The sequence below is a fragment of the Candidatus Thiodictyon syntrophicum genome, from assembly GCF_002813775.1.
Taxonomy (GTDB): Bacteria; Pseudomonadota; Gammaproteobacteria; order Chromatiales; family Chromatiaceae; genus Thiodictyon; species Thiodictyon syntrophicum.
The window spans coordinates 331,776-355,432 of the sequence record NZ_CP020370.1; the positions used below are offsets into that span (position 1 = coordinate 331,776).

A 23,657-nucleotide genomic window follows, 5' to 3' on the forward strand; every position below is an offset into this window, starting at 1 on the left:
GTGTTTAACTCGATCTTGACTCGTTACATATCCATAACGGCTGCCCTGATGATGTCCATGGCTGTGACCTTACCCCGCCCCCTGCGCGCCCTCGGCGCGGCCTGGCTGCTGTGTTGCGGCCTGGCCCCCGCCTGGGCGGCCGACCTTACCATCGCCTGCGGACGCGACGCGCAGACGACCGACCTGTGCCGGGACGCCGCCGCGGCCTGGGCCACCCGGACCGGCCACCGGGTACTGGTGCTCGGGACCCGGCCCGACGACGCCCAGCGCCTCGCGCGCTATCAGGAGTTGCTGGAGGTCGGTGCACCGGAACTGGACGTGCTGGAGATCGACGCCCTTTGGTGCGGCCGCCTGGCCCCCCATCTGGCCGACCTGCGGCCGCTGCTCGGCGGGGCCGAGTCGGGTTTTCTGCCCCCCTTGATCCGCAACGATACCGCCGGCGGCCGTCTGGTCGCGCTGCCCTGGTACCTGGAACTGGGCCTGCTTTATTACCGCTCGGACCTGCTCGCGCGCTACCAGTTGCCGATACCCAGGACTTGGGCGGAACTGGCCGAGACCGCCCTGCGGCTCCAGGAGGCGCAACGGCTGCTGGGCAATCCCGGCTTCTGGGGCTTCGTCTGGGCCGGCGGGGAGGACGAGGCGCTCACTGCCACCGCCCTGGAGTGGATCGCCAGCCAAGGCGGCGGCACCCTGGTGGAGCCCGATGGACGGGTCTCGGTGAACAATCCCCGCGCCCAGTTCGCCCTGCAGCGGGCCGCGGACTGGGTGCGCGGCATCACGCCGGAGGCGGCGCTGCACGCCACGCCGCCGGACAACCTGGCCGCCTTCGGCGCCGGGCAGGTCGCCTTCATGCGCCATTGGTCCGGCGCCTGGACGACCCTGCAGGGGGTCGCAACACCGGTCGCCGACCGCTTCGCGGTAGCACCCCTGCCCCAGGGCGAGGGCGGCGGCGCCCGCCCTCCCGCCCTGGCCGCGGGTGCGGCCCTGGGCCCGGCCGCGACCCTGGGCGGCGGTCAGTTGGCGGTGTCGCGCTACAGTCACCACACCCCGCAGGCCGCGGACCTGGTGCTGTATCTCACCGGCGCCGCAGTGCAGCGGCAGCGCGCGCTGGCGGCCGGGTTCAACCCGACCCGGGCCGACCTCTACACGGACCCGGACCTGCTGGACGCCCGGCCGCACCTGTCCGACCTGGCAGGTGCCCTCCCCGGGCTGGTCGCGCGCCCCTCGACCGCTACCGGGCGGCAGTATCCGCAGGTGAGCGCGGCCTTCGCCGCGGCCGTGCGCGCGGTCCTGAGCGGCCGGCAGACCCCGGACGCGGCCCTGGCGGGGCTGGCCCGCCGGCTCAATGACCTGAGCCGCGATGGCAGCGCCTGGTGAGCGCGGTCCGGGGGCCTCAGCGATGATCCTAAAATCCACAGATGAACACAGATGAACACAGATGAACACCGCTACGATCAGGTAGTGTACGTCGATAGCCACTGGCGATGGCTCACTGCCCGCAGTGGCGCCAACCTGCTCCAATCGGCCGGCACCGGCTTGCGCCCCTTGGCGGCGATCCCCAAGAAATTGGGCACGCCGCCCGGCAGCCCCTTCTGAAGCAGGACCCAACGCCGCCCCGCGGCCGGCCCCCCCGGGACGGCGCGGACCCGCTGCCCCCGCCGCGGGTGGTGACCGCCGAGCGGTGGCTCTTCCTCGGAGTCACCCTGGGCGTCGGCCTCGCCATGGCCGTGGCGCTGGCCTCGTTCCTGGCGATCTTGCGACTCCAGGAGGACGGCGCCCGGGTGGCCCAGACGCAGGAGGTCATCGGGGCGCTGGAGGGCGTGCTGACCACGGCCGCCGAGGCCGAAGCGGCGGCCCTGAACTATGTCACCCTCGGCGACGCCGACTTTCTGCGTCTCTACGACGACGCCGCCCGGGACCTGAATGCGAACCTTGGCCGCGTCGGGCGTCTGGTCACGAGCCCTGAGCAGGTGCGGCGCTTACCCGTGCTGGCAATCCTGAGCGAACAGCGCATGGCCCATCTCGCGGTCCTGCTCGAGGTGCGGCGGCGCGAGGGATTCGGGGCCGCACAGGAAGGGATCGCCCAACGCGATCAGGAGCGGTTGCATCAGGCCATCCGGGGCCTCGTCACCGACCTGAAGGCCGCGGAGCGGGGGCTGCTGAAAAAGCGGTTGAGCAACTCCGAGCGCAGTGCCTCGGTCGCCCTGACGACCGTCGGTTTGGGCAGCCTGCTCTCGATCGGACTCACCGGCCTGGGCCTGTATTGGATTCGGCGGGGGCTGGCCGACAGCCGCCGGGCCCAGGCGGCCTTGGAGACCACCAACACGGCGCTGGATCGGCGCTTCGCCGAGCGCACGGCCGAGTGGCACGCCAGCCGCGAACTCTTGGGGCAGATCATCGACAGCGCGCCCTCCGCCATCTTCGCCATGGATCGGTCACACCGCTACACCTCGACCAATGCGGCGCACCTGCGGATCTGCGGTAAGCCCGCCGACCTGGTGCTCGGCCGGACCGAACGCGAGGTCTTCGCGCGGGCCACGGCCGACCGGCTCTGGGCCGACAATGAGGAGCTGATGGAGCAGGGCCTCACCCGGCAATTCGAACAGGAACTGCTGCGCGAGGACGGCAGCACCATTACCGTGATGTCCACGAAATTCCCGTTGCGCAATGCGCAGGGGGAGGTCGTCGGACTGGGCGGCGTGACCACCGATATCACGGCACGGCGCGAGGCGGAGGAGGCGATCCACACGCTCAATGCGGAACTGGAGCAGCGGGTCACGCGCCGCACCGCCGAGGCGGTGGCCGCCAACGCGGCCAAGAGCCGGTTCCTGGCCCATATGAGCCACGAGATCCGCACGCCCATGAATGCCATGCTCGGCCTGACGCAGGTCCTGGAGGCGGACACGCTGGCGCCCGCGCAGCGGCAGATCGTGCAGCGGATCCGTTCCGCCAGGCGTTCGCTGCTCGGCATCATCAACGATATCCTCGACTTCTCCAAGATCGAGGCGGGCCAGATCCGGGTGGAGACCTGGCCCTTCGAACCGGCGCCCCTCTTCGCGCAAGTCGAGAGCCTGATGGGTGAGATGGCCCGCGCCAAGGGGCTTGGGTTCCGGATCGAGACACCGCCGGACCTGGCGCCCCGCGTCCTGGGGGACCCCTTGCGACTCGAACAGGTCCTCGTCAATCTGGTCGGCAACGCGGTGAAATTCACCGAGCGGGGCGAGGTCCAGGTCCGGGTGCGCCAACAGGAGACCCCGGCCGCCGCGGTGCGTCTGCACTTCGAGGTCACCGACACCGGGATCGGGATCGCGCCCGCGGACCTGGGCACCCTGGGGCGGCCCTTCTTCCAGACCGACGCCACCATCACGCGGCGCTTCGGCGGCACCGGGCTGGGCCTGACCATCAGTAAGCACCTGGTGGAGTTGATGGGCGGGACCTTCGGCTGCGAGAGCACCCTCGGGGTCGGCAGCCGCTTCTGGTTCGAGCTGTCCTGCGCGCGGGCCGCCGGGGAGGAGTCCCGCGCGCTCCCGGCGACGCCGGCCGCGGACCGGACCGGGCCGCGCCTGCACGGGTTGCACTACCTGGTGGTGGACGACAGCGACATGAACCGGGACCTGCTCGAACGGGCGCTCGGGCGGGAGGGCGCCCGCGTCACCCTGGCCGCCGACGGTCGCCAGGCCCTGGAGCAACTGCGCACGCAACCCAACGGCTTCGCCGCCGTCCTCATGGACATTCAGATGCCGGTGATGGACGGACTGGCCGCGACCCGCGCGATCCGCGCCGAGCTCGCCTTGCCCGACCTGCCGGTGATCGCCGTCTCGGCCGCGGTGCTGGCCGAACAGCAGCAGGCGGCGCATGCCGCCGGGGTCAACGACTTCCTGACCAAGCCGATTGACCTGGAGGAATTGGTCGCGGTCCTGCGGCGCTGGGGCGAGCCCCTGCCGGTGGCCGCGGTCCCGGCACCGGCCCCCGCGCCACCCGAGGACCCAGGCACCGCGGCCCCGGCGGAGTTTCCCGAGATCCCCGGCCTCGACACCCGCGGGGCGGCCGTCTTGCTCGGCCACGACCGGACCTTCTTTCTCAGTTTGGTGCGCCGGTTTGCCGCCCGCTTCGGCGTGGAGACGCGCCAGATCCGCGACGACCTGGCGCATGGTCAGGGGTCCGCGGCCGCCCGCCGGCTGCATGCGCTGCGGGGAATCGCGGGCAACATCGGCGCCCGCGACCTGGCGGCGACCGCCTTGGCGCTGGAACTGGGCATCACCGCGGGAGGCCCCGAAGTCGCGGGCCTGCTCGCGCAGTTCGAGGCGCAACTCCACGCCCTGCTGGCCGCCCTGAATCCCTGGCTGGAAACCCCGCCCCCGGGAGCCGCGGACCCGGGCGGCGCCGCACCGCTCGACCCGGCGGCGCTCGCGGCCCTGTGCGCCGCCCTGCGCCGCCGTGACCTGGCGGCCCGGGACCTGTTCAGCGAACTGCGCCCGGTCCTGACCAGGCACCATGGGGAGGCGGCGACCCAGGCCCTGGCGGAGCTGATCCAGACCCTGCGCTTCGATGCCGCACTGGCCCAACTGGAATCCGATCCGCAGCAGTAAACTGCTTGATTTCGAACCGGGGGCGACGGGCGCTCTGTGCGCCGCCGAGACCAGGCCGCCGCCATAAGGTAAATTATTGTAAATAAGGGACTTAATCGCAGGACAACAGGCTCGCGCGAAGCGGGGTCCCGGACTATTGCACGTATAATTGCGCAAGAACCTGTTGATTCTGCTTATTCCCCCAGCCGGTGGCGCGTCTTTCGATGCCTGGCGTGCGAGCCGCGGCTCGTTGGTCTGAGGCGAGGCCTCGCCGATACGGGAAGACAGACCATGAGGCCTTGAACATGTCTGAAAACGACCCGGCACGCATTCTGATCATCGACGATGAGCCCATGGGCATCGAGATCATCGCCCGGGCGCTCGCCCCGGACTATGCCTGCGAGTTCGCCCTGTCCGGGCCCGAGGCCCTGGCGCGACTCGGAACGGGGGAACTGCCGGCCCTGATCCTGCTCGACGTCATGATGCCGGGCATGGACGGCTTCCAACTGTGCCGGTGGCTCAAGGCCGAGCCCGGCACCCGGGAGATTCCCGTGATCTTCATCACGGCGGCCCAGAACAGCGAGAGCGAGACCAGCGCCCTGCTGGCCGGCGCGGCGGACTTCATCAACAAGCCGGTCAACCCCCAGGTGCTGCGGCTGCGCGTGGGGATGCAGATCCTCCTGCGGGAGCGCGAACAGACCTTACGCGGGCTGAACGCCGGACTGGAGCAACGTGTGAGCGAACGCACCCAGGCGTTGCGCGAGAGCCTGACCCAGGTCGAGGCGGCCAATCGGGCCAAGGATCGGTTCCTGGCCAACATGAGTGTCGAGCTGCGGACCCCACTCAACGGCATCGTCGGCCTGCTCGGGCTCCTGCACCAGGAGGAAACCGATGCGGACAAACAGGAGCGGCTCGCCGGCGTACTGGATATCGCCGCGGCCCTGTCCCGGCTGTTCGGCGACATTCTGGAGATCTCCTCCTTCGAGACCAACCAGGTGCTGCTCAATCCGCACGAATTCGCGCCGGACGACCTCTATCGCCGCCTCTACGCGGCCGTGGGTCCGTCGGCCGCGGCCAAGGGCCTCGACCTGCGGCTCGATCTGGCGGGCCTGCCGCCCTGCCTCTGGGGCGACCTGCAACGGCTGTCGCAACTGCTGATCCAGTTGCTGGGCAATGCGGTGAAGTTCACCGCGGCCGGCTCCGTCACCCTGCAGGTCCGGGTCGCGGGCGAGGCCGGCGAGCGACTCCGCCTGGCCTTCGAGGTCGCGGACACCGGTTGCGGCATCCCGAGCGAGGCCCGGGCGCGGGTCTTCCTGCCCTTCGAGCAGGGCGATCAGGCCGATCTTGCGGGCGTCGGCGGCGCCGGGCTCGGCCTGACCATCGCCCGGCACCTGGCTGGCCTGATGAACGGCGGACTGCGGCTGGCCGCGAGCGATGCGACGGGCAGTACCTTCGTCGCCGAGGTCTGGCTGGACCGCCTGGCCGAGTCGGCGGCGGACCTGAAACCGCGCACGCACTGAATGCCCCCGTGCACGGCAGCCACCTCGCACCCATGAAACGTATCACCGCGATTGCCCTGGCGTATGCACTCTTGGGGGCCGCCGGCCTCACCCTGGCGATCCCGCCCGGTTACGCCAGCCCGGTGTTCCCGGCCGCCGGCCTGGCGCTCGCCTGCGCGCTCTGGTTCGGGCGCGCGGCGCTGCCCGGCGTCTGGCTCGGCTCCGCGCTGCTCAATCTCGCGCAGACCTGGCTGGGCGGCACGCTCAACCCGACTACGGTCGGCGTGGCGCTGGTGATTGCCGCCGGCGCGACCCTGCAGGCCGAGGGCGGGCGCCGGCTGGTGACCCGGTGGCAGGGGAGCGCCTGGCGCGCCTTGGAACGCGACCAGGACGCCTTCGCCTTTCTCCTGCTGGGGGGCGTGCTGGCCGCGGTGGTCTCGGCGTCCATCAGCGTCACTGCGCTCGCCGCGACCGGGGTGGTCGAGCGCGCCGAGGTGCCCTTCACCTGGTGGAACTGGTATGTCGGCGACTGCCTGGGCGTGCTGGTGTTCGCGCCGCTGGCGCTGTCCCTGCTCAACCGGCAGGACCCCCTGTGGCGGGAACGTCGCCGCCGCTTCCTGATCCCCATGCTGCTGACCCTGGGCCTGGCCGGGCTCGCCTTCTACGGCGCCGCGCGCTGGGAAAGGCTGTCGCAGGACGGCCAGTTGCAGGGTGATGGCGAGACCATCGCCAGGCGCATCAACGACCGTCTGATCACGCACCGGGAGGTGCTGTCCTCGCTGCGCCATTTCATCGAGGCGACGCCGGACTTCAGCTTCGCTCAGTTCGAGCAGTTCACGCGCCTGACCCTGCACGACAACCCCGACATCTTCGCACTCAGCTTCAATGACCTGGTCACGGAGGCCGAGCGCCCGGCCTTTGAACGTCGGCTGAGCGCCGGGTCGCCGTTCGGCCCCTACCGGATCACCGAGCGCGACCGCGAGCGGCGCCTGATCCCGGCCGCCGCCCGGCCCGAATACGTGGCGGTACGCTATATCGTGCCCCTGGCCGACAACCAGCCGGCCCTGGGCTATGACATCTATTCCGAACCGGTGCGCCGGGCGGCCATCGAGCGGGCGCGCGCCAGCCGTGCCATGGCCGTCACCGCGCCCATCCGTTTGGTCCAGGAGCAACAGCCGCGGGCGGGGGTGCTGGAGCTGCTGCCCGTCACTGAAACGCCCGCGCCGGGCGGCCCGCGGGAGGGTCGCCTGAGCGGTTTTGCCGTCGGGGTGGTCAAGGTGGACGAGTTGGTCGAGATCGCGACCCGGGGCCTGGTGCCGGCCGGGCTGGTGCTGCGCTTGACCGATCCCGCGGCGCCCGTGGCCCAAGGCCTGCTCTACCAGTCGCAGCCCGGGGACGCCGGGCCCCGCCCGCAAGCGGCGCTCCATTGGGGCACCGTGCTGCGCCTGGGGGATCGCGACTGGGACCTGTCGGTCACGCCCACCGCGGACTACCGGCAGCAACACCGGCCCTGGCTGGCCTGGGCCGTGGGCGTGGCGGGGCTGATGTTCGCCACCCTCCTGCAGGTGCTGATGCTCGGCATGACCGGGCGCACCGCCGTGATCCAACGCTATCGCGACAACCTGGAGGAACTGGTCGAGGAGCGGACCGGACAACTGGCCGAGCGCACCCGTCAGGCCGACGCGGCCAATCGGGCGAAAAGCGAATTCCTTTCCAACATGAGCCACGAGATCCGCACCCCGATGAATGCCATGCTCGGCCTGGCACAGGTGCTGGAGCGCGACACGCTGTCAAGCGAGCAGCGGCAGATGGTGCAGCGCATCCGCGCGGCCGGGCGGACACTGCTCGGCATCATCAACGACATCCTCGACCTCTCCAAGATCGAGGCGGGACAGATCCAGGTGGAAACGCGCCCCTTCGAGCTGCTGCCCATCCTGGCGCAGGTCGAGAGCCTCATGGGCCAGTTGGCCCGCACCAAGGGGCTCGGTTTGCGGATCGACGCGCCGCCGGGCCTCGCCAACTGGCTGCGCGGCGACCCGTTGCGTCTGGAGCAGGTCCTCGTCAATCTGGTCGGCAACGCGGTGAAATTCACCGAGCGGGGCCTGGTGCAGGTGCGCGTCCGCCAGCCCGCTGCGGACGCCGACCGGGTGCGCCTGCGCTTCGAGGTGGCCGATACCGGCATCGGCATCGCACCGGAACACCTGGCCACCTTGGGCCAGCCCTTCACCCAGGCCGACGGCACCATCAGCCGCCGGTTCGGCGGCACCGGGCTGGGACTTGCGATCAGCAAGCACTTGGTCGAGCTGATGGGCGGCACCTTCGGCTGCGACAGCGCCCTGGGGGTCGGCAGTACTTTCTGGTTCGAGTTGCCCTACGCGCGGGCCACCGAGGACGACGCCCTCCCGGCCCCGGTCCCGGCGCCCGCGCCGGGGGTCGGGCCGCGGCTGCGCGGGCGACACTACCTGGTCGTGGATGACAGTCACATGAACCGGGACCTCCTGGAGCGCGCGCTCACCCGCGAAGGCGCCCGCGCGACCCTGGCCGCCGATGGCCGACTGGCGCTGGAGATCCTGCGGGCGCAACCGCAGGGCTTCGCCGCTGTCCTGATGGACATCCAGATGCCGGTGATGGATGGACTCGCCGCCACCCGCGCGATCCGCGACGAATTGAAGCTGGTCGCGCTGCCGGTGATCGCCTTCACCGCCGGGGTGCTGCTGGAGCAACGCCAAGCCGCGCGCGACGCCGGGGTCAACGATATCCTGAGCAAGCCGGTGGACCTGAATGAACTGGTAGCGGTGCTCCAGCGCTGGAGCGCGCCCGCCGCGGCCGAGGCCCCGGCGCCCGCACCAGCACCGGCATGGGCGTCACCGGGGAAGCACGACCCGGAGCCCCCGGCGGACTTTCCCGCCATCCCCGGCCTCGACACCCGCCGCGCGGCGCTCCAACTCGACCACGACTGGGACTTCTTCCTGGCAATGCTGCGCGACTTTGCCGCCGAGTACGGCGATGCGGCGCAACGGATTCGGCTCGACCTGGAGCGCGGCCGCTGGCCCGAGGCGGCGCGCGCCCTGCATACGCTGCGGGGCACCGCGGGAAATCTCGGCGCCCACGACCTGGTGCAGAGCGCGGCGGTCCTGGAGACGGCGATCAGCGCCCGGCAACCGGATCTGACCCCCTTGCTCGATGCCTTCGGCACACAGTTCGCCGCGGTGCTGGCGGGCCTCGGCCCCTGGCTGGAGGAACCGGCCGCCGACGTGCCGGACGCGGCCGTGGCGATCCCGCTCGACCCGGCGCGGCTCGCCGCCTTGGGCGCCGCCCTCGCCCAGGGTGACCTGGCGGCCCTGGACCTCGTGCGCGCCTTGCAACCGGCCCTGGCCGAGGCCCAGGGCCAGCCGGCGGCACAGACCCTGGCCGCGGCGATCCACCGCCTCGACTTCGACACGGCACTGGCCCTGCTCCACGCGCATTGGCCTGAGTCCGCGCACCCCGGACCCCCGGGGTCGGCATGACCCAAGGGCGAGTGCCGCCGGCAGGCCGTCCCGCACCCCGCGGCACGCGGCGCAATCGCACGTCAGACTGGAGGAACAGAGTCCTTGAACACCCCGCACGACACCAAGGCACGGATCCTGATCATCGACGACAGCCCGGCCAACATCCACATCATGGCCCGCGCGCTCGCCCCCGAGTTCAGTTGCGAATTCGCCCTCTCCGGGCCCAAGGCACTGGCCCGCCTGCACGGCGATGACCTGCCGAACCTGATCCTGCTCGATCTCATGATGCCGACCATGGACGGCTACGAAGTGCTGCAGCACCTCAAAGGGGACCTGCGCACCCACCAGATTCCAGTGGTCGTCATCACGGCCAATAACGACCCGGAAAGCGAAACCCTCGCCCTGCTGGCCGGGGCGGCGGACTTCATTCAGAAACCCGCCAATCCCCATGTGCTGCGCCTGCGGGTCGGGACACACATTCTGCTGCGGGAGCGGGAAGAGGCGCTGCGCCGGATCAACGAGGAGGTCAGGCAACTCGCCTTTTACGACCAACTGACCGGTCTGCCCAACCGGCGCCTGCTGCTGGACCGCCTCGAACAGCCCAACCGCCGCCAGGATTTCGGCGCCCTGATGTTCATCGACCTGGACGACTTCAAGGCTTTCAACGATACCCTGGGCCACGCCGCGGGCGACCTGCTGCTCCAGGAGGTCGCCAGGCGCCTGACCGGCTGCGTGCGCCGCAGCGACAGCGTCGCCCGTCTCGGGGGCGACGAGTTCGTGGTCGCACTGGAGAATCTGAGCCGGCCCCTGGACGTCGCGGCCGCCCAGGCCGGGCTGGTCGGCGGCAAGATCCAGGCCGCACTCAACCAACCCTATCGCCTGGCCGACGGCGACCACCTGTGCTCCGCGAGCATCGGGGTCGTCATGTTCGACCAGGATCAGGGAACCGTGCAGTCGTTGCTGGAGTGCGCCGATATCGCGATGTATCGCGCCAAGGCGGCCGGCCGCAATACCCTGCGTTTCTTCGATCCGGACCTGGAGGCCCGCTTCGCCGCCGTTGCGATCAGGACCTGATCGCCCAGAAGGCCCTGACCGCGGCCGGGACCCTCCCGCCGGTGCTGCCGGTGGTCCTCGACAACGGCGAGTCGCGCTGGACGGCGCCGACGCAACTGTCCGCGCTGATCGACCCGGCCCCGGGCGGGCTGGCACACTATCGCCCCCACTGGTCCTACCTGCTGCTCGACGAAGGGGCGATCGTGGGCGGGGAGACCTACCCGGCCGAGGTCCAAAACCTGGTCGCGGCCCTGTTCCAGTTGGAGAAGGCGCGCGACGAGCCGACCTGGCTCGCGGTTTACGCCCGGCTGGTGGCGCTGTTGGACAGCGGCGCCTTGGACAGCCTTAAGCGCGCCTTCGGCCGCTGGATCTACCGCAGTTTCATCCGCAAGAAGCGCCCGGGCATCCGTTTACCGGACATCAATGATTTTCAAAAGGGTCGAATGCGAGGGAGCGGCGGCGTGGCCTTCGGTGGACTGCGCTATCGCTTGTCCACCCTAAGGCCGGAACGATGACCATTTGGCGGCCAAGGCTTCAGCCTTGGCCGGCCGATCCAAGGCTGAAGCCTTGGACTCCTCCCGAAAACCCCGAGAGACCCCGAGATGTCGACACGCGGCTGAGAAGCGCGCGGATTTTCAGTGGCTCAAGCCGCAACGGCCACTGGGAGCGCCGCACCCCAGTGCGGCGAGGCATCTGCTCAACCCACACCGGCAGGGTGATCCGCGAGATCGCGCCGCACTGGGGTGCGGCGCTCCCAGGCCGGACCGGACTCCAAGTGAGGCCTGGGGCGATTTCCGGAAAACTCCGTGCTGCGAAGGCTCGACCGGCGGTAAGCGAGGCGACTCGACCGGAGGTCGAGGCTTCAGCGGGCGGCGCCGCGTCCGGCTGAAGCCTCGACCTCCGGTCTGTGGCCTGGGTACGAAATGATGCGGAGTTCACCTCCACGACAACGGTTACAACCGGGAAGGCTAACGGGGTCTCCGCCGTCCCGCACTAAGGCCCCGCCGGCCTCGATCATCGTTCCGGCCACCGCGGTGTGTCGGTCGGCCTTCAGGCCGACCGACTGGGAGCGCCGCACCCCAGTGCGGCCCGGCCTGTCCGCAGCACGCAACGCAGCGGTCGCCAGCGAGATCGCGCCGCACTGGGGTGCGGCGCTCCCAGTGGCCGGGATTATGATCGAGGCCGCCCCGCTGCCCAGTCCTCCGCGCGCTCGAAGGACTGAAAGGCCGCCTCCAATGCCCACTGCCGACCGGCCTTCGCGCTCCCGGCGAGCCAGTCGCGGCAGGTCTGCGAGGGTGTAGCGCTCCCGGGTTCATCGTGCGCGCAGGCGGCGACGGGCGCGGTGTGCGCCGGGTCGCGCCACAGGCTCGCGCCCGCAAGGAAGCTGTAGGTCAGTCCGTTGCGCGAGAGTTGCTTGACCTGCGCATAGGAGAGGCCGTAGTCCCTGACGGCGCGCAGATACTCGTTGGTCAGGTCGATCCGCGACACCCCGGCATCGTCGGATGCCAAGACCACCGGGACCCCCGCGGCCAGGTAATCGGGGAAGGGATGATCCTGGCCTTTCACCCCCAGGATGAGGTCGTTGCTGGTCAGACAGACCTCCACGGCCGTGTCCCGGTCCGCCATGATTCGGAGCGTCTGAAACGCCGAATCTTCATAGCCGATAACGACCCCGTGGCCGATCCGCTCGGCCCCGGCGACCGTCACTGCCTCGCGGATGTGGGTGCGCAGACGCTCCGGCGGCACCAGCCCCAGGGTCAATTCACCGGCGTGCAGGGCGATCCTCACCTTGGGTGCCCGCCGGGAGAAGAATGCCACCATGCGCATATGCAGGTCGTAATCGCGCAGGGCGACCGGGTCGTCCTCCGGGGCGACCAGATTGATGGCGGCGACCCGCGGGTTCACCCCGGCCAGCGCAAAGGCATAGGCAAGTTCGGTGAACACCCGCTGCGGTGGCTGGGTGCGGATGGTCTCCTGCTCCCAGAGCAGGCTCACGGCACAACCGGGTTTGGCCGAGGGGCCGCCGCACCCTTGAGACTCTGCGTAGGACGCCTCCAGCGCGTCCAGGGCCTGACTGGCCTCGGCAGCCAGCGCCGGCAGTCCCGCGGCGCGCAACTGGTCCTCCATGCGGGCGAACTCGGCGGTGAGGTCCTGGCCGGGGCGCCCGTCCGCCGGTTCCGGCCACGCGAGTGTTCCGGCCAGGTGGGCGATACAGGTGTCCCGTGCGTCCCGGCACTCGCGCTGAATGCCTGAGATCAGTTCGAGGTGCGCAATGTTCTCCGCCGCGGCCCGGTTCCTGATCTCTGTCAGCATGGCGGTGCCGTGGCGTGGGTCGTCGCCCACGAGACCGAAGACATCGAAGGTGCCGAAGAACTGATCGTGGCCCGACCGCCCCGACTGGCTGAGATCCTTGGTGGACATCCGATCCACCATCGCGTCGTAGGTATCGTCATCCAGCCGTCCGGCCGCCACCAGGTTGCCGCCCGGCCGGCACGGGGCCGCCACCAGGACCAGCCGCGCCTTGTCGATGCAGTCCTGATCCGCGGCGGCCCAATCCAGAAAGCTCTCGGCATAGATGGCGCCCGAGAAGTGCGAGTGCAGGTCCGCGCCCTTGGGCAGGCGCGTGAGGAACTGTCGCAGCAGCGGTGGCCGATCCCGATGGGCATCGAACCACAGGGCGGCGGCGCTGCCGTCGGGCTGCGCGCTCGTGGGGGCGCTTGCGGCAATGCTGAAGGCCAGCAGCGCGGCGACGATGGGGGTGTGTCGGTTCATCCTGGAAAGAGCAGTCAGCCGTCAGCGATCAGCCGTCAGCCATAAGTGCATCAGCATCTTACGAGCCGTCTTGGAGCCGCAGGCGCCCACCCGACAGGTGATGCACCGGGTGGTCAGGAACTCTTGAAACGCAGAGCCAAATGCTGAAAGCTGATCGCTGACTGCTCTTTTTAGGTTCATAGGTTACAGATGAACGGCGTTTTGAGGTTGGCGCAGGCCCGGTTGCCGAGTGTTTTCTTGCTTCCAGGCTCCGGCGTCACTGCGATTAAGTTAAGCCCTTCTGGCTCCCACGCGGAAGCAGGGGAGCAAGTGCGGGCGCTCCGCGTCCATTGCCAAGACCGGACGCGGAGCGCCCGCGCGGCATTCCCACGCTGGAGCGTGGGAACGAGAAGCGAAACAAAGCCCTGAAGGGGCGTGACATACCAGCCCAGGGCAACGCCCTGGGAAATGGTCGTAAAATCGGTACAGCCCTGAAAGGGCGTGACATCGCGGCGGGGCTGCCGATGTCACGCCCTTTCAGGGCTAGCAGGTTTTACGACGCAACCCCGGGGCCTTGCCCCGGGCTGGTATGTACGACCCCGTTGGGGTCGCCCGACAAGATAAGCCGAAACGGGGTACTGGCATCCTACGGCCCTTGCGGCGGGTCCCACCCGAAGGCCTGGCAGACGGGCAGGGCCTGCTCGCCCAGCGCGACGAGGAGCGCCGCGCGCTGCTCGGGGTCCAGGTCTTGGACCGCGGCGGCGAAGCCGCGGACCTCGCCCATCCAGGGCGGCTCGCCGTCCCAACCGCCCGACTCCCAGGCGGCTTGCAGTCGCTGAAACGACTCGAAAAAGCGCAACAGTGTCCCCGCCGCACCCGGCCAATCGGCCAGGTCCCGGCAGCCGCCGAGCAGCCAGGCGAGGGCGCGCAGCAGCGGCACCGCGGCGGCCAGCCAGCCACGCTCGACCAACTCGGCAAGCAGGCTTGCGCCTGCCACCCAGTCCGCGACGGCACCGGCCGGATCGCCGGACTGCTCGCGCGCAAGACCAAGGTTCAGGTACGCCAGGGCCAGGTCGTTGCGCAGCCCCGCCTCCCAACGCCCCTCGGGCTCCAGCAGTCGGCGCAGGTCCTCCATCAGGGTGATGGCCGAGTCGAAGTCGGCGATGGCCGCCCCGGGTCCATGGCCGGTGGCGCGCTTCTTCGCGTTGCCGCGATTCATGTAGGCATTGGCCAGGCCGTTGCGCAGCCCCGCCTCCCAGCGCCCCTCGGGCTCCAGCAGTCGGCGCAGGTCCTCCATCAGGGTGATGGCCGAGTCGAAGTCGGCGATGGCCGCCCCGGGTCCATGGTCGGTGGCGTCCTGCTTGGCGTTGCCGCGGTTCATGTAGACAATGGCCAGGGCATCGCGCAGCCTGGCCTCCCAGCGGCCCTCGGGCTCCAGCAGTCGGCGCAGGTCCTCCCTCAGGGTGATGGCCGCGTCGTAGTCGGCGATGGCCGCCCCGGGTCCATGGCCGGTAGCTTGTGCCTTGGCGTTGCCGCGGTTCATGAAGGCAGTGGCCAGGTCGTCGCGCAGGACCGCTTCCCAGCGCCCCAGGGGCTCCAGCAGTTGGCGCAGGTCCTCCATCAGGGCGATGGCCGAGTCGCAGTCGGCGATGGCTTCCCCGGGTCCATGGCCGGTGGCGTTCTGTTTGGCGAGGCCGCGGTTCGTGTAGGCACTGGCAAGATCGTTGCGCAGCCCCGCCTCCCAGCGCCCCTCGGGCTCCAGCAGCCGACGCAGGTCCTCCCTCAGGGCGATGGCCGCATCGTAGTCGGCGATGGCCGCCCCGGGTCCATGGCCGGTGGCGTCCTGCTTGGCGTTGCCGCGGTTCATGTACGCACCGGCCAGGGCGTTGCGCAGCCCCGCCTCCCAGCGCCCCTCGGGCTCCAACAGCTGGCGCAGGTCCTCCATCAAGGCGATGGCCACGTCGCAGTCAGCGATGGCCGCCCCGGGTCCGTGGCCGGTGGCGTCCTGCTTGGCGTTGCCGCGGTTCATGAAGGCAGCGGCCAGGTCGTCGCGTAGCCCCGCCCCCCAGCGCCCCTCGGGCTCCAGCAGTCGGCGCACGTTCTCCATCAGGGCGATGGCCGCGTCGTAGTCGGGGATGGCCGCCCCGGGTCCATGGCCGGTGGCGTCCTGTTTGGCGTTGCCGCGGTTCGTGTACGCATTGGCCAGATCGTTGCACAGCCCCGCCTCCCAGCGTCCCTCGGGCTCCAGCGGTCGGCGCAGGTCATCCATCAGGGCGATGGCGGCGTCGAAGTCGGCGATGGCCGCCCCGGGTCCATGGCCAGTGGCTTGTGCCTTGGCGGTGCCGCGGTTCATGTAGGCACCGGCCAGGTCGTTGCGCAGCCCCGCGGCCCAGCGCCCCTCGGGCTCCAGCACCCGTCGCAGGTCCTCGCTCAGGGCGATAGCCGCGTCGTGGTCGGCGATGGACGCCGCGGGTCCATGGCCGGTGGCGTGCTGCTTGGCGTTGCCGCGGTTCAGGTAGGCAGCGGCCAGGTTGTTGCGCAGCCCAGCCTCCCAGCGCCCCTCGGGCGCCAGCCGCTGGCGCAGGTCCTCCATCAGGGCGATGGCCGCGTCGTGGTCGGCGATGGCCGCCGCGGGTCCATGGCCGGTGGAGCCCTGCATGGCGTTGCCACGGCTCATGTAGGCACCGGCCAGGCGATTGACCCAGAGTGGATCGTCACACCCCTGCATGGCCTCGGCCTGACGCAGCGCCAGGGTGTTCCAGCGGATCGACTCAGCGAGCCGATGGGTTCCGTAGGCGGCATTGCCCTCATCGACGATCCTCCAGAACAGCCCTTGATCCCCGGCAATGCGCCCAGCCAGCCCCGCATCCCCGCTCAGGTTGCCATGGGCCAGCGCATAGCGCAGCCGCCAGGGGTCCGGTCGGGTACCGGTGGCCGCGGCGCTCGGCGGCTCGGCGCCGTCTCCAGCTGGCGGGCTGACCAGTGCCAGCGCGTCCTCGGCCAGTCGGCGGTGGGTGGCCCGCAGGGCCGGGCCCCAGTCGGGGTGGTCGGCGATGACGGTCGCCAGGTCCTTGAGGCCCAACCGATAGCGGGAGCTGTCCGCGGACTCGCCGCGCCAGGCGCCCAAGACCGACTTGAGGCGCAGCAGGACATAGAGCAGCTCGCCGTCCACCCCCGGGTGCTGGATCAGGTCGGCCAGCGTCTCCAGCGGGACGCCGCGCCAGTCCGGGTCTACCGGGTAGGGCGCCTCGCGGCCTTCGACATACCAGGCGTTGGCCTTCTCCAGTGCGGCCAGGGCGAGCAGCAGGGTGCGACCGAGCTCGGCCTGTTTGGGGGCGAGGTCGTCCTTGAGACGCTCGAGGAAGTCGGTATAGAGCTGCGCTTGCCCGGGCTGGCCGGCCAGCGCGTCCAGCGGCAGGTCGCGCTCCAGGATGCGGTCGATGAGGAAGGCGAAATAGAGGAAGAGCCCGTTGGAGCGCTCGATGAGGAGCGGGAAGCGTTCGTCGAAGTGTCGCCTGGCCTCGGACCGGGCGGTCTTGGGGTCCAGACCCGTGGCGAGTGCGTCGGACTCCAGTCGGGCACGGGCGCCCGCGGTCTCGCGCGCCAGATAGTCGCGCAGCAGTTGCACGTAGCCCGGGTCGCCCTGGTCCACCCGATGGACGCGCACGCACTCGCCCTGACGTGGGCCCTGACCTGGGCCCAGTCGCGGGACCAGACGCGGACCCAGCCAGGTCGGGCAGGCCTGTGCGTCATCCAGTGGGCGGGAGGTCAGCAGCAGATAGACGCCGTCCGGCAGGGTCGCGGGGGCGGGGATGAAGTCCAGGGCGCTGCGCGCGTGCTCGGGCGGGCGCAGCTCGTCGAGTCCGTCCAGTGCGATCAGCAGCCGGCCGCGGTGGCGGGTGAGCCTCATGCACTCGGCGACGAAGCCCAGGAAGGCGGCGGGCGGGTCGGCGGCCTTGTCGTCGATCTGGAGGCGCTCGTAGGCGGGCTCGGCGAGATCGAGGACGCGCGGGTCCTTGATCGCGCGCTCCAGTTGGTGCAGGAGTTGGACATGGCCGTAGCGGTATTCGCGGCGGATATAGACGGCGGCGACCTTCAGATCGTTGGGGAGCGGGTCTTTGTTCTCGAAGCCGCCGAGCGGGTCGAGTCCCTGCACGAACAGGCTCTTGCCCAGGTGGCCGGGGGCCTGGAGCCAGACGATGCCGCGGCGCTCGCCGGAGAGGAAATCACGTAGGGGTTGGCGCAGATAGCCGGGGGAGAGATAGCGCCGGTCCAGCGCCGTGTCGTCCAGCAGGGCGACGATGCTGGCGTTCGTCAGGGACGGTCGATCGCCCCCGTCGGCGCCGAATCCGGGTGCCGGGGCGTCGGACTGCTCCATGGAGGCCAGGTGCAGGTCCGGGGCGCAATGCCAGGGCTGGCGCATGCGGTGGCCGATCTGGTAATCGAGCAGGTCGAAACGGCCGCGGTCGCGGTCCCAGCCGTTGAAGAGGAAGACATCGCGGTAGTTGCAGAGTGCGCAGACGCGGGCGGTCAGGTAGGGGCCGAGCGGGAGAACCCTCCCGTCGGCCGATGCGTCGCCCGGGTCCTCGGCCCGGCTAACCAGTAGGAGCGGGGCCGGGTCCTGGGTGTGCCCCGCCCCGGGGGCGGCGCCGCGGTGGTGGGCCTCCTGTCCCTCGGCGCCGATCAGCGGGCACCTGCCGCCGGGGCCATCGACCTCCAGGGTCAGATGGGCCCAGGGGTTCAGCGCCTGGGCATAGTCCAGACCCTCGGCCAGGGTGGTGACCTCGGGCAGGTTGAGCGCCTTCCGCAACCTGGCATCGAGACCGCCGATGAGATAGTGGCGCAAGGTGTCGGTGACCTCGCTTGCGTCGAACCGGGTGGCGCCGTGGCCGAGCAAGTCGTTGCGCAGGGTCACCAGATGGTTCAGTGCCTGCTGGTAGGGGCTGGGCTTCTTGGGGGCCTTCCAGAAGAGCCGGGCCAGCCCGGGGGCGACCAGCCCACTGCCCGCGCCCTGCATCACCGCCCGTGACAGTTCCCGGGCCAGACCCATCCAGGTGCCCATGGACAGGTCGGTGCGGAAGAAGGTGCCGCGGATCTGCTGCTGGATCGCGGGCGGGCCGCCATGGTCCAGCAGGTCCCGGGCCAGGATGGTCGCCGGGACCTTGATCAGTACCTCGGCCGCGTCGCGCAGTTGCCACAGCACCCCGACCGCATGACCGCGTTCGAGGAGCGGTCCCAGCATCCCGACCTCGTGGGCGATGGGTCCGGGCCAGGCGGCGACCAGCCCGGCGAGCCAGGGTTGCGCCCGCCAGTCGCGGCCCAGGGCGCGGCAGTGCTCGGCCTCGCTGTCCAGTTCGGCCTGGGTGAGTGCCGGGGCCAGGGCCAGGCGCAGACGCCGTAAGGGGTCGAGCCAGCGCCGCAGCTTCGCGAGCGAGTCCCCGGCGATGGCGTCGAGCAGCCCCCAATCGGCATCCAGCAGCGCCTGGCCCCAGAGACCGCGCTCGATCAGTGGCGAGGCCAGGCGCCCGAGGCCCAGGTCGTCGAGCCAGAGCGTCAGGGCCTCCGGGGTCGCGATGTCGGCAAAGAGGTCGTTCTGGGACGGTGCGTCGCTCATCGTGAATCTCACTGGGCCCTGAGGCTTGCCGTCTGTCGCAGCAACGCTTCTATTTCCGGAATCAATTTCAACAGATTGGGCTGCACGAAACTCATTCCCGGCGCTGGGACGCGATTTCGCTTCGGGTCCGGCGGACTGTGCTTGTGATGCGGATGGGTACTCTGGAGCGACGGCTCATCGGGATGTGGCTGGGAATCGTACCAATAGCGCTTTTCGTCGTCCTTCCAGATCTCGTATCCATACCAATCGGCGTGCGAAAATGCTCGCTCATGCAGCGATCCGAATCAATCCGGTGAGACTGGGGGCATTGCGCTGAATGCGCTGAATCTCATTGCGGTACTCGGCCTGACGGGACAACCAGGTTCGATAAACGCTGGCCCATTCGCCGAAATCCAAGGTCCAACTGTCGTCTTCCGGTTCTTCTCCATTCAAATAGGCGGGGAAAAACGTCTCGGAACGCAGCCCATACTTGCGCTCGAACTCAAGAAGATCCTCTTCCAGGGCATGGATGTCGGCCAGAATTTCATGATGCCCCATCGCCGGAACCTCCACCTGAGTGACTCGCGTTGAACAGTGGTGTACGGTGCGCAGGGTACGGCGGGCGCATCGGTTAGACAAGCGCAGAGGTCGTTGCGGCCCCGGGGGACGCGATTATTCTCGGCAGCCGAGAGTTTTGCAGATCTCCGCCTGGATGCGCTCGAATGCAGGTTTCCGGAGTCGCCCGACCCGACGCACGACCAGGGATTGATTGAGCGTAAAGACCTTATCGGACCGGACGATGTCACACGGCTGGGGCATGGTTCCAGGCGTCGTCCTGCGCAGTGTCCCAATCGCCTAAGTCGCTCTGTTGGGCGAGCATGAGTGCCCGGTCATCGCGCCTGGCCTCGCGCTCGGCGAGGAAACTTGCGAAATCGAGCACTTCCTGCGCGGCGGTTGCAGGCAGTCCTTTGACCGATTCGTAAACACGCTCGGCGATGGCCATCACGGATCTCCTCGGATTGATGCGCGTCAACGGCGCGGCTACGCTCAACAGGATAGCACCCGGCGGCTCTCAGACAAGAGCCGACGCGAGTCCAGGCCGCAGCCCGAGCTGCGGTCAGGCCCCGCGGCGGCGCTGCGACCTCCGGGCGCCCGGCTGCCCTCAGTGGTGTTCAGCAGACCCGATGCCCACAGGGATGGGCGCTGCAACCTGTTCGGAGGCAGTGGCAGTTGGCCGCGCAGACTGGTTCGATCGATCATGAATCCGTGGCCGTGATCAAGGCGGGTTCGGACGTATCGGGATCGAGGTGCTGTATGCCTTGGTAATCCAACCCGCAGCACTCAGGTCAGCGGCTCCTCCGAAACCTGGCGCTCCGGCCTGGGCGAGGCCAGCACCTTGTCGATGCGCCGACCGTCCATGTCGATGATCTCCAGGTCCCAGCCCTCCCAGTCCACCAGGTCTCCGGTCTGGGGTACCCGGCCCAGGAGCCACAGGAGCATGCCGCTCAGGGTGTGGTAGCGGCCCTTGTCCTCCTCCGGCACCGTCTTCAAACTCAGGCGGTCCTTCAGTTCCATGATCGGGATCAGCCCGTCCAGGAGCCAGGAGCCGTCCGGGCGTGCGACCGCCCAGGCGTCCTCGGGATCGCGGGGTTGGAACTCGCCGGTGACCGCCTCCAGCACGTCCTGCAGGGTGACGAGCCCCATAAGGTCGCCGTATTCGTCGATGACGAAGACCATCTGGGCGCCGTTGGCGCGGAATTCGCCCAGCAACTGCATGCCGGTGAGCGACTCCGGCACATAGACCGCCGGCTCCAGGTCCGCGGCCAGGTCGACACCCTGACCACGCAGCGACTGGCTGAACAGGTGTTTCATCACGGCGACGCCGACCACGTCGTCCAGGCCGCCCCGGCAGACCGGAAAGCGGGAATGGACCGAGCCGGCGATGCGCGCCAGATTCTCCTCCAGGGGCGTGTTGAGGTCGAGCCAGGCGATCTCGCCCCGCGGCACCATGAGCGAGCCCAGTTGCCGGTCGTCCAGGCGGAAGACGTTGCGCACCATGTGGTGCTCGGAGGCGTCGATCACCCCGGCCTGCGACCCCTCCAGCAGCAGGGCATGGATCTCGTCCTCGGTGACCCGGGAGCCGACCCGATCGCGCTGACCGAGCAGGCGCAGCAGGGCGCCGGTGGACCAGGAGAGTAGCCAGACGAAGGGGCGGGCGGCGACGGACAGGGCGTGCATAGGCCGCGCCACCACGCGCGCCACCCCCTCGGGGTCGATCTGGCCCAGGCGCTTGGGCACCAGCTCACCGACCACGATCGAGATATAGGTGATCAGGACGACCACCAGGACGGTGGCGGCGATCCCGGCCGGGTGCGGATTCACCCCCGCGACCTCCAGCAGGTCCGACAGGGGTTGCGCCAGCGCGGCCTCGCCCACGATGCCGCTTAAGACCCCGATGGAGGTGATGCCGATCTGGATGGTGGAGAGGAAGCGGGTCGGGTCCTCGCCCAGCTTGATGGCCATCAGGGCGGCGGCGTCGCCCTCCTCTGCCCGGCGCGCCAGGCGGGTGCGCCGGGCGGTGACCAGGGCGATCTCGGACATCGCCAGGGCGCCGTTGAGGAAGATCAGGCCGATCAGAAACAGGACTTCCATGGATGGGGTCTCGGGGGTGGGTACATAGGGTCGGGCAAGCGTTGGACTGCGGACGGGGCGGATGCCCCGTCCGGCGTGTCTGGTCGGGCCCCGAATCAATCCGCCCGGATCGGCGCGACCTTGAAGACCTCTTCCATGCTGGTCACCCCGCGGGCGGCCTTGAAGGCGCCGCTGATGCGCAGGGGACGCAGGCCCTTCTGGTAGGCCATCCGGCGCAAGGGGGTCTCGTCGAAGGCCGGGGTGATGAGGTCACGGATCTCGGCGTCCAGGGTCAGGATCTCGTAGAGACCGATGCGCCCATAATAGCCGGTGTTGCGGCATTCCAGACACCCCTTGGGCTGCCACAGGGAGCCCGGGGGGCTGAGCTTCCAGGGATTGATCAGCGATTCCCACAGGTCCAGGTCGGCGGTGACCTCCTGTTTGCAGTGGGGACAGAGGGTGCGCACGAGACGCTGCGCGACCACGCCGATGACGGTCGCCTTGATCAGGTAGTGGGGCACGCCGATGTCCAGGAGGCGGGTGATGGCCGACGGGGCGTCGTTGGTGTGCAGGGTGGACAGGACCAGGTGTCCGGTGAGGGACGCCTGGACCGCCATCTCCGCGGTCTCCCGGTCGCGGACCTCACCGACCATGATGATGTCCGGGTCCTGGCGCATCAGGGTGCGGATGCCGCTTGCGAAGTCCAGCCCGATGTTGTGCTGCACCTGCATCTGGTTGAAGGCCGGCTCCACCATCTCGATGGGCTCCTCCACGGTGCAGACATTGACCTGCGGCGTCGACAGGGTCTTCAAGGTGGAATACAGCGTCGTGGTCTTGCCGGAACCGGTGGGACCGGTCACCAGGATGATGCCGTGGGGCCGCCCGACCATAGCCTGCCAGCGCTTGGCGTCTTCCTCGCCGAAGCCGAGATCGGCGAAGTTGCGCAGCAGCACGTCCGGGTTGAAGATGCGCATCACCAGTTTCTCGCCGAAGGCGGTGGGCATGGTGGACAGACGCATCTCCAGTTCCCGGCCGTCCTCGGAGCGGGTCTTGATGCGCCCGTCCTGGGGACGGCGCTTCTCGGCCACGTCCATGCGCCCCAGAATCTTGATCCGGCTGGTAATGGCGGTCATCACCAGGGCCGGGACCTGATAGACCGGGTGCATGACTCCATCGATGCGGAAACGGATGTTGCCGACCTCGCGCCGCGGCTCCAGGTGGATGTCGCTGGCCCGCTGGTCGAAGGCGTACTGGAGCAGCCAGTCGACGATGTGTACGATGTGGCTGTCGTTGGCGTCGATCTGCCCCGACTTGCCCAGTTCCACCAGGGCCTCGAGGTTGCCCAGTCCGACGAAGCGCCGGGTCCCGTCGGTGACGCTCGCCCCCTTGACCGAGTTGGAGACGCCGAAGAACTCCTTGCGGTAGCGCTCGATATCCCGGGGGTTGGCAACTACCCGCACGATCTCGCGCTTGATGATCCCGCCCAGTTCCTCGATCCAGCCGGTGAGATAGGGCTCGGAGGTGGCGAAGACCGCCCGCACCGGGGAGATGGACACCGGCAGGATGCGGTTCCAGGTCGCATAGGAGGCGGTGACCAGGTCACCCACGTTGGGGGCGTCGATCTTCAGTGGATCGATGCGCAGGTACTCGAGCCCGGCGCGCTGAGCGAGCCAGAGGGTCAGCTCTTCCAGGGTGATGATGCGCTTGGAGTTGGCGTGGTGGAGCTTGGCGTCGGCTACCAGTTCCAGCGCGTGGTGGTCCGCCCGGTCCTTGGGGGTGACACTGAACAGCACGGTCTGGGCGCTCGCGGGCACGATCATGCCGTCGGCGACCAGGTCATCCAACACCTCCTCGACACTCAGGCGATGGTCGGGACGACTCTCGATCTGTTTCGCTGACGCCACCTTCGATTCCTCCCGGCGGGATGGGACCCGCGACGCTGTAGAATACATGGCTTGCCATGAACCAGGGTGGTGCAATCCGCCCGATGGGCGCACCCGGCAGTTGCGGCGGTTGCCGTAGCGCGTCCCGTGCATCGCAGTTTGCAAGTCCCGCACCACCGATTGCAATG

The 23,657-nt window shown here is 69.4% G+C and carries 14 protein-coding genes; 7 read left to right on the forward strand and 7 right to left on the reverse strand.

Annotated features, from left to right (window positions below; genetic code table 11):
* Positions 1-57: 57 nt before the first annotated feature.
* From THSYN_RS01430 to THSYN_RS01455, 7 genes are all read left to right on the forward strand, one after another.
* Positions 58-1,377, forward strand: a complete 1,320-nt coding sequence (locus THSYN_RS01430; protein ID WP_100917562.1) for an extracellular solute-binding protein — start codon at positions 58-60, stop codon at positions 1,375-1,377.
* Between the two features lie 51 nt (positions 1,378-1,428).
* A complete protein-coding gene (locus THSYN_RS34710) occupies positions 1,429-1,596 on the forward strand; it encodes a hypothetical protein (RefSeq protein ID WP_172965218.1) in 168 nt (55 codons plus the stop codon).
* A 71-nt stretch (positions 1,597-1,667) separates the two neighbouring features.
* The gene (locus THSYN_RS01435; RefSeq protein ID WP_172965219.1) at positions 1,668-4,589 is read left to right on the forward strand and encodes an ATP-binding protein; all 2,922 of its coding nucleotides are present in this window, start codon (positions 1,668-1,670) and stop codon (positions 4,587-4,589) included.
* A gap of 284 nt (positions 4,590-4,873) precedes the next feature.
* The gene (locus tag THSYN_RS01440; protein WP_236848767.1) at positions 4,874-6,088 is read left to right on the forward strand and encodes an ATP-binding response regulator; all 1,215 of its coding nucleotides are present in this window, start codon (positions 4,874-4,876) and stop codon (positions 6,086-6,088) included.
* 32 nt (positions 6,089-6,120) lie between these two features.
* Complete coding sequence (locus tag THSYN_RS01445) at positions 6,121-9,576, forward strand: CHASE domain-containing protein (protein ID WP_100917565.1); 3,456 nt, start codon at positions 6,121-6,123, stop codon at positions 9,574-9,576.
* Between the two features lie 84 nt (positions 9,577-9,660).
* Entirely contained in the window at positions 9,661-10,632 is a 972-nt protein-coding gene (locus tag THSYN_RS01450; RefSeq protein ID WP_100917566.1) for a two-component system response regulator, read from the forward strand.
* Positions 10,633-10,673: 41 nt separating this feature from the next.
* Positions 10,674-11,126: a hypothetical protein gene (locus THSYN_RS01455; RefSeq protein WP_216644661.1), complete on the forward strand. Its 453-nt coding sequence runs from the start codon at positions 10,674-10,676 to the stop codon at positions 11,124-11,126.
* A 655-nt stretch (positions 11,127-11,781) separates the two neighbouring features.
* On the opposite strand, the gene THSYN_RS01460 is transcribed toward THSYN_RS01455, so the two are convergent.
* The 7 genes from THSYN_RS01460 to tfpB all read right to left on the reverse strand — a co-directional run bounded on the left by THSYN_RS01460 (position 11,782) and on the right by tfpB (position 23,490).
* Positions 11,782-13,383 (reverse strand): adenosine deaminase family protein, encoded by a 1,602-nt coding sequence (locus THSYN_RS01460; RefSeq protein ID WP_100917567.1) that lies wholly within the window; start codon positions 13,381-13,383, stop codon positions 11,782-11,784.
* A gap of 625 nt (positions 13,384-14,008) precedes the next feature.
* The gene (locus tag THSYN_RS01465; protein WP_100917568.1) at positions 14,009-18,976 is read right to left on the reverse strand and encodes a tetratricopeptide repeat protein; all 4,968 of its coding nucleotides are present in this window, start codon (positions 18,974-18,976) and stop codon (positions 14,009-14,011) included.
* Between the two features lie 8 nt (positions 18,977-18,984).
* Complete coding sequence (locus THSYN_RS37130; RefSeq protein ID WP_418219925.1) at positions 18,985-19,251, reverse strand: toxin-antitoxin system TumE family protein; 267 nt, start codon at positions 19,249-19,251, stop codon at positions 18,985-18,987.
* The gene (locus tag THSYN_RS01470) at positions 19,244-19,513 is read right to left on the reverse strand and encodes a hypothetical protein (RefSeq protein ID WP_100917569.1); all 270 of its coding nucleotides are present in this window, start codon (positions 19,511-19,513) and stop codon (positions 19,244-19,246) included. The genes THSYN_RS37130 and THSYN_RS01470 overlap by 8 nt, the downstream gene beginning before the upstream one ends.
* A gap of 244 nt (positions 19,514-19,757) precedes the next feature.
* Positions 19,758-19,958 carry a DUF2281 domain-containing protein gene (locus THSYN_RS01475; RefSeq protein ID WP_100917570.1) on the reverse strand — a complete coding sequence of 67 codons (201 nt, stop codon included), beginning with the start codon at positions 19,956-19,958 and terminating at the stop codon, positions 19,758-19,760.
* Between the two features lie 338 nt (positions 19,959-20,296).
* A complete protein-coding gene (locus THSYN_RS01480) occupies positions 20,297-21,607 on the reverse strand; it encodes a hemolysin family protein (protein ID WP_100917571.1) in 1,311 nt (436 codons plus the stop codon).
* Between the two features lie 95 nt (positions 21,608-21,702).
* The gene (gene tfpB / locus THSYN_RS01485; RefSeq protein WP_172965220.1) at positions 21,703-23,490 is read right to left on the reverse strand and encodes a type IV pilus assembly ATPase TfpB; all 1,788 of its coding nucleotides are present in this window, start codon (positions 23,488-23,490) and stop codon (positions 21,703-21,705) included.
* Positions 23,491-23,657: the final 167 nt, after the last annotated feature.

Excerpts from the sequence above, each read along its gene's own strand:
- THSYN_RS01480 (WP_100917571.1), bottom strand. The coding sequence starts at position 21,607 with ATGGAAGTCCTGTTTCTGATCGGCCTGATCTTCCTCAACGGCGCCCTG.
- THSYN_RS01475 (WP_100917570.1), bottom strand. The coding sequence starts at position 19,958 with ATGGCCATCGCCGAGCGTGTTTACGAATCGGTCAAAGGACTGCCTGCA.
- THSYN_RS01460 (WP_100917567.1), bottom strand. The coding sequence starts at position 13,383 with ATGAACCGACACACCCCCATCGTCGCCGCGCTGCTGGCCTTCAGCATT.
- THSYN_RS01445 (WP_100917565.1), top strand. The coding sequence starts at position 6,121 with ATGAAACGTATCACCGCGATTGCCCTGGCGTATGCACTCTTGGGGGCC.
- THSYN_RS01470 (WP_100917569.1), bottom strand. The coding sequence starts at position 19,513 with ATGGGGCATCATGAAATTCTGGCCGACATCCATGCCCTGGAAGAGGAT.
- THSYN_RS01465 (WP_100917568.1), bottom strand. The coding sequence starts at position 18,976 with ATGAGCGACGCACCGTCCCAGAACGACCTCTTTGCCGACATCGCGACC.
- THSYN_RS34710 (WP_172965218.1), top strand. The coding sequence starts at position 1,429 with ATGAACACAGATGAACACCGCTACGATCAGGTAGTGTACGTCGATAGC.
- THSYN_RS01430 (WP_100917562.1), top strand. The coding sequence starts at position 58 with ATGGCTGTGACCTTACCCCGCCCCCTGCGCGCCCTCGGCGCGGCCTGG.
- THSYN_RS01440 (WP_236848767.1), top strand. The coding sequence starts at position 4,874 with ATGTCTGAAAACGACCCGGCACGCATTCTGATCATCGACGATGAGCCC.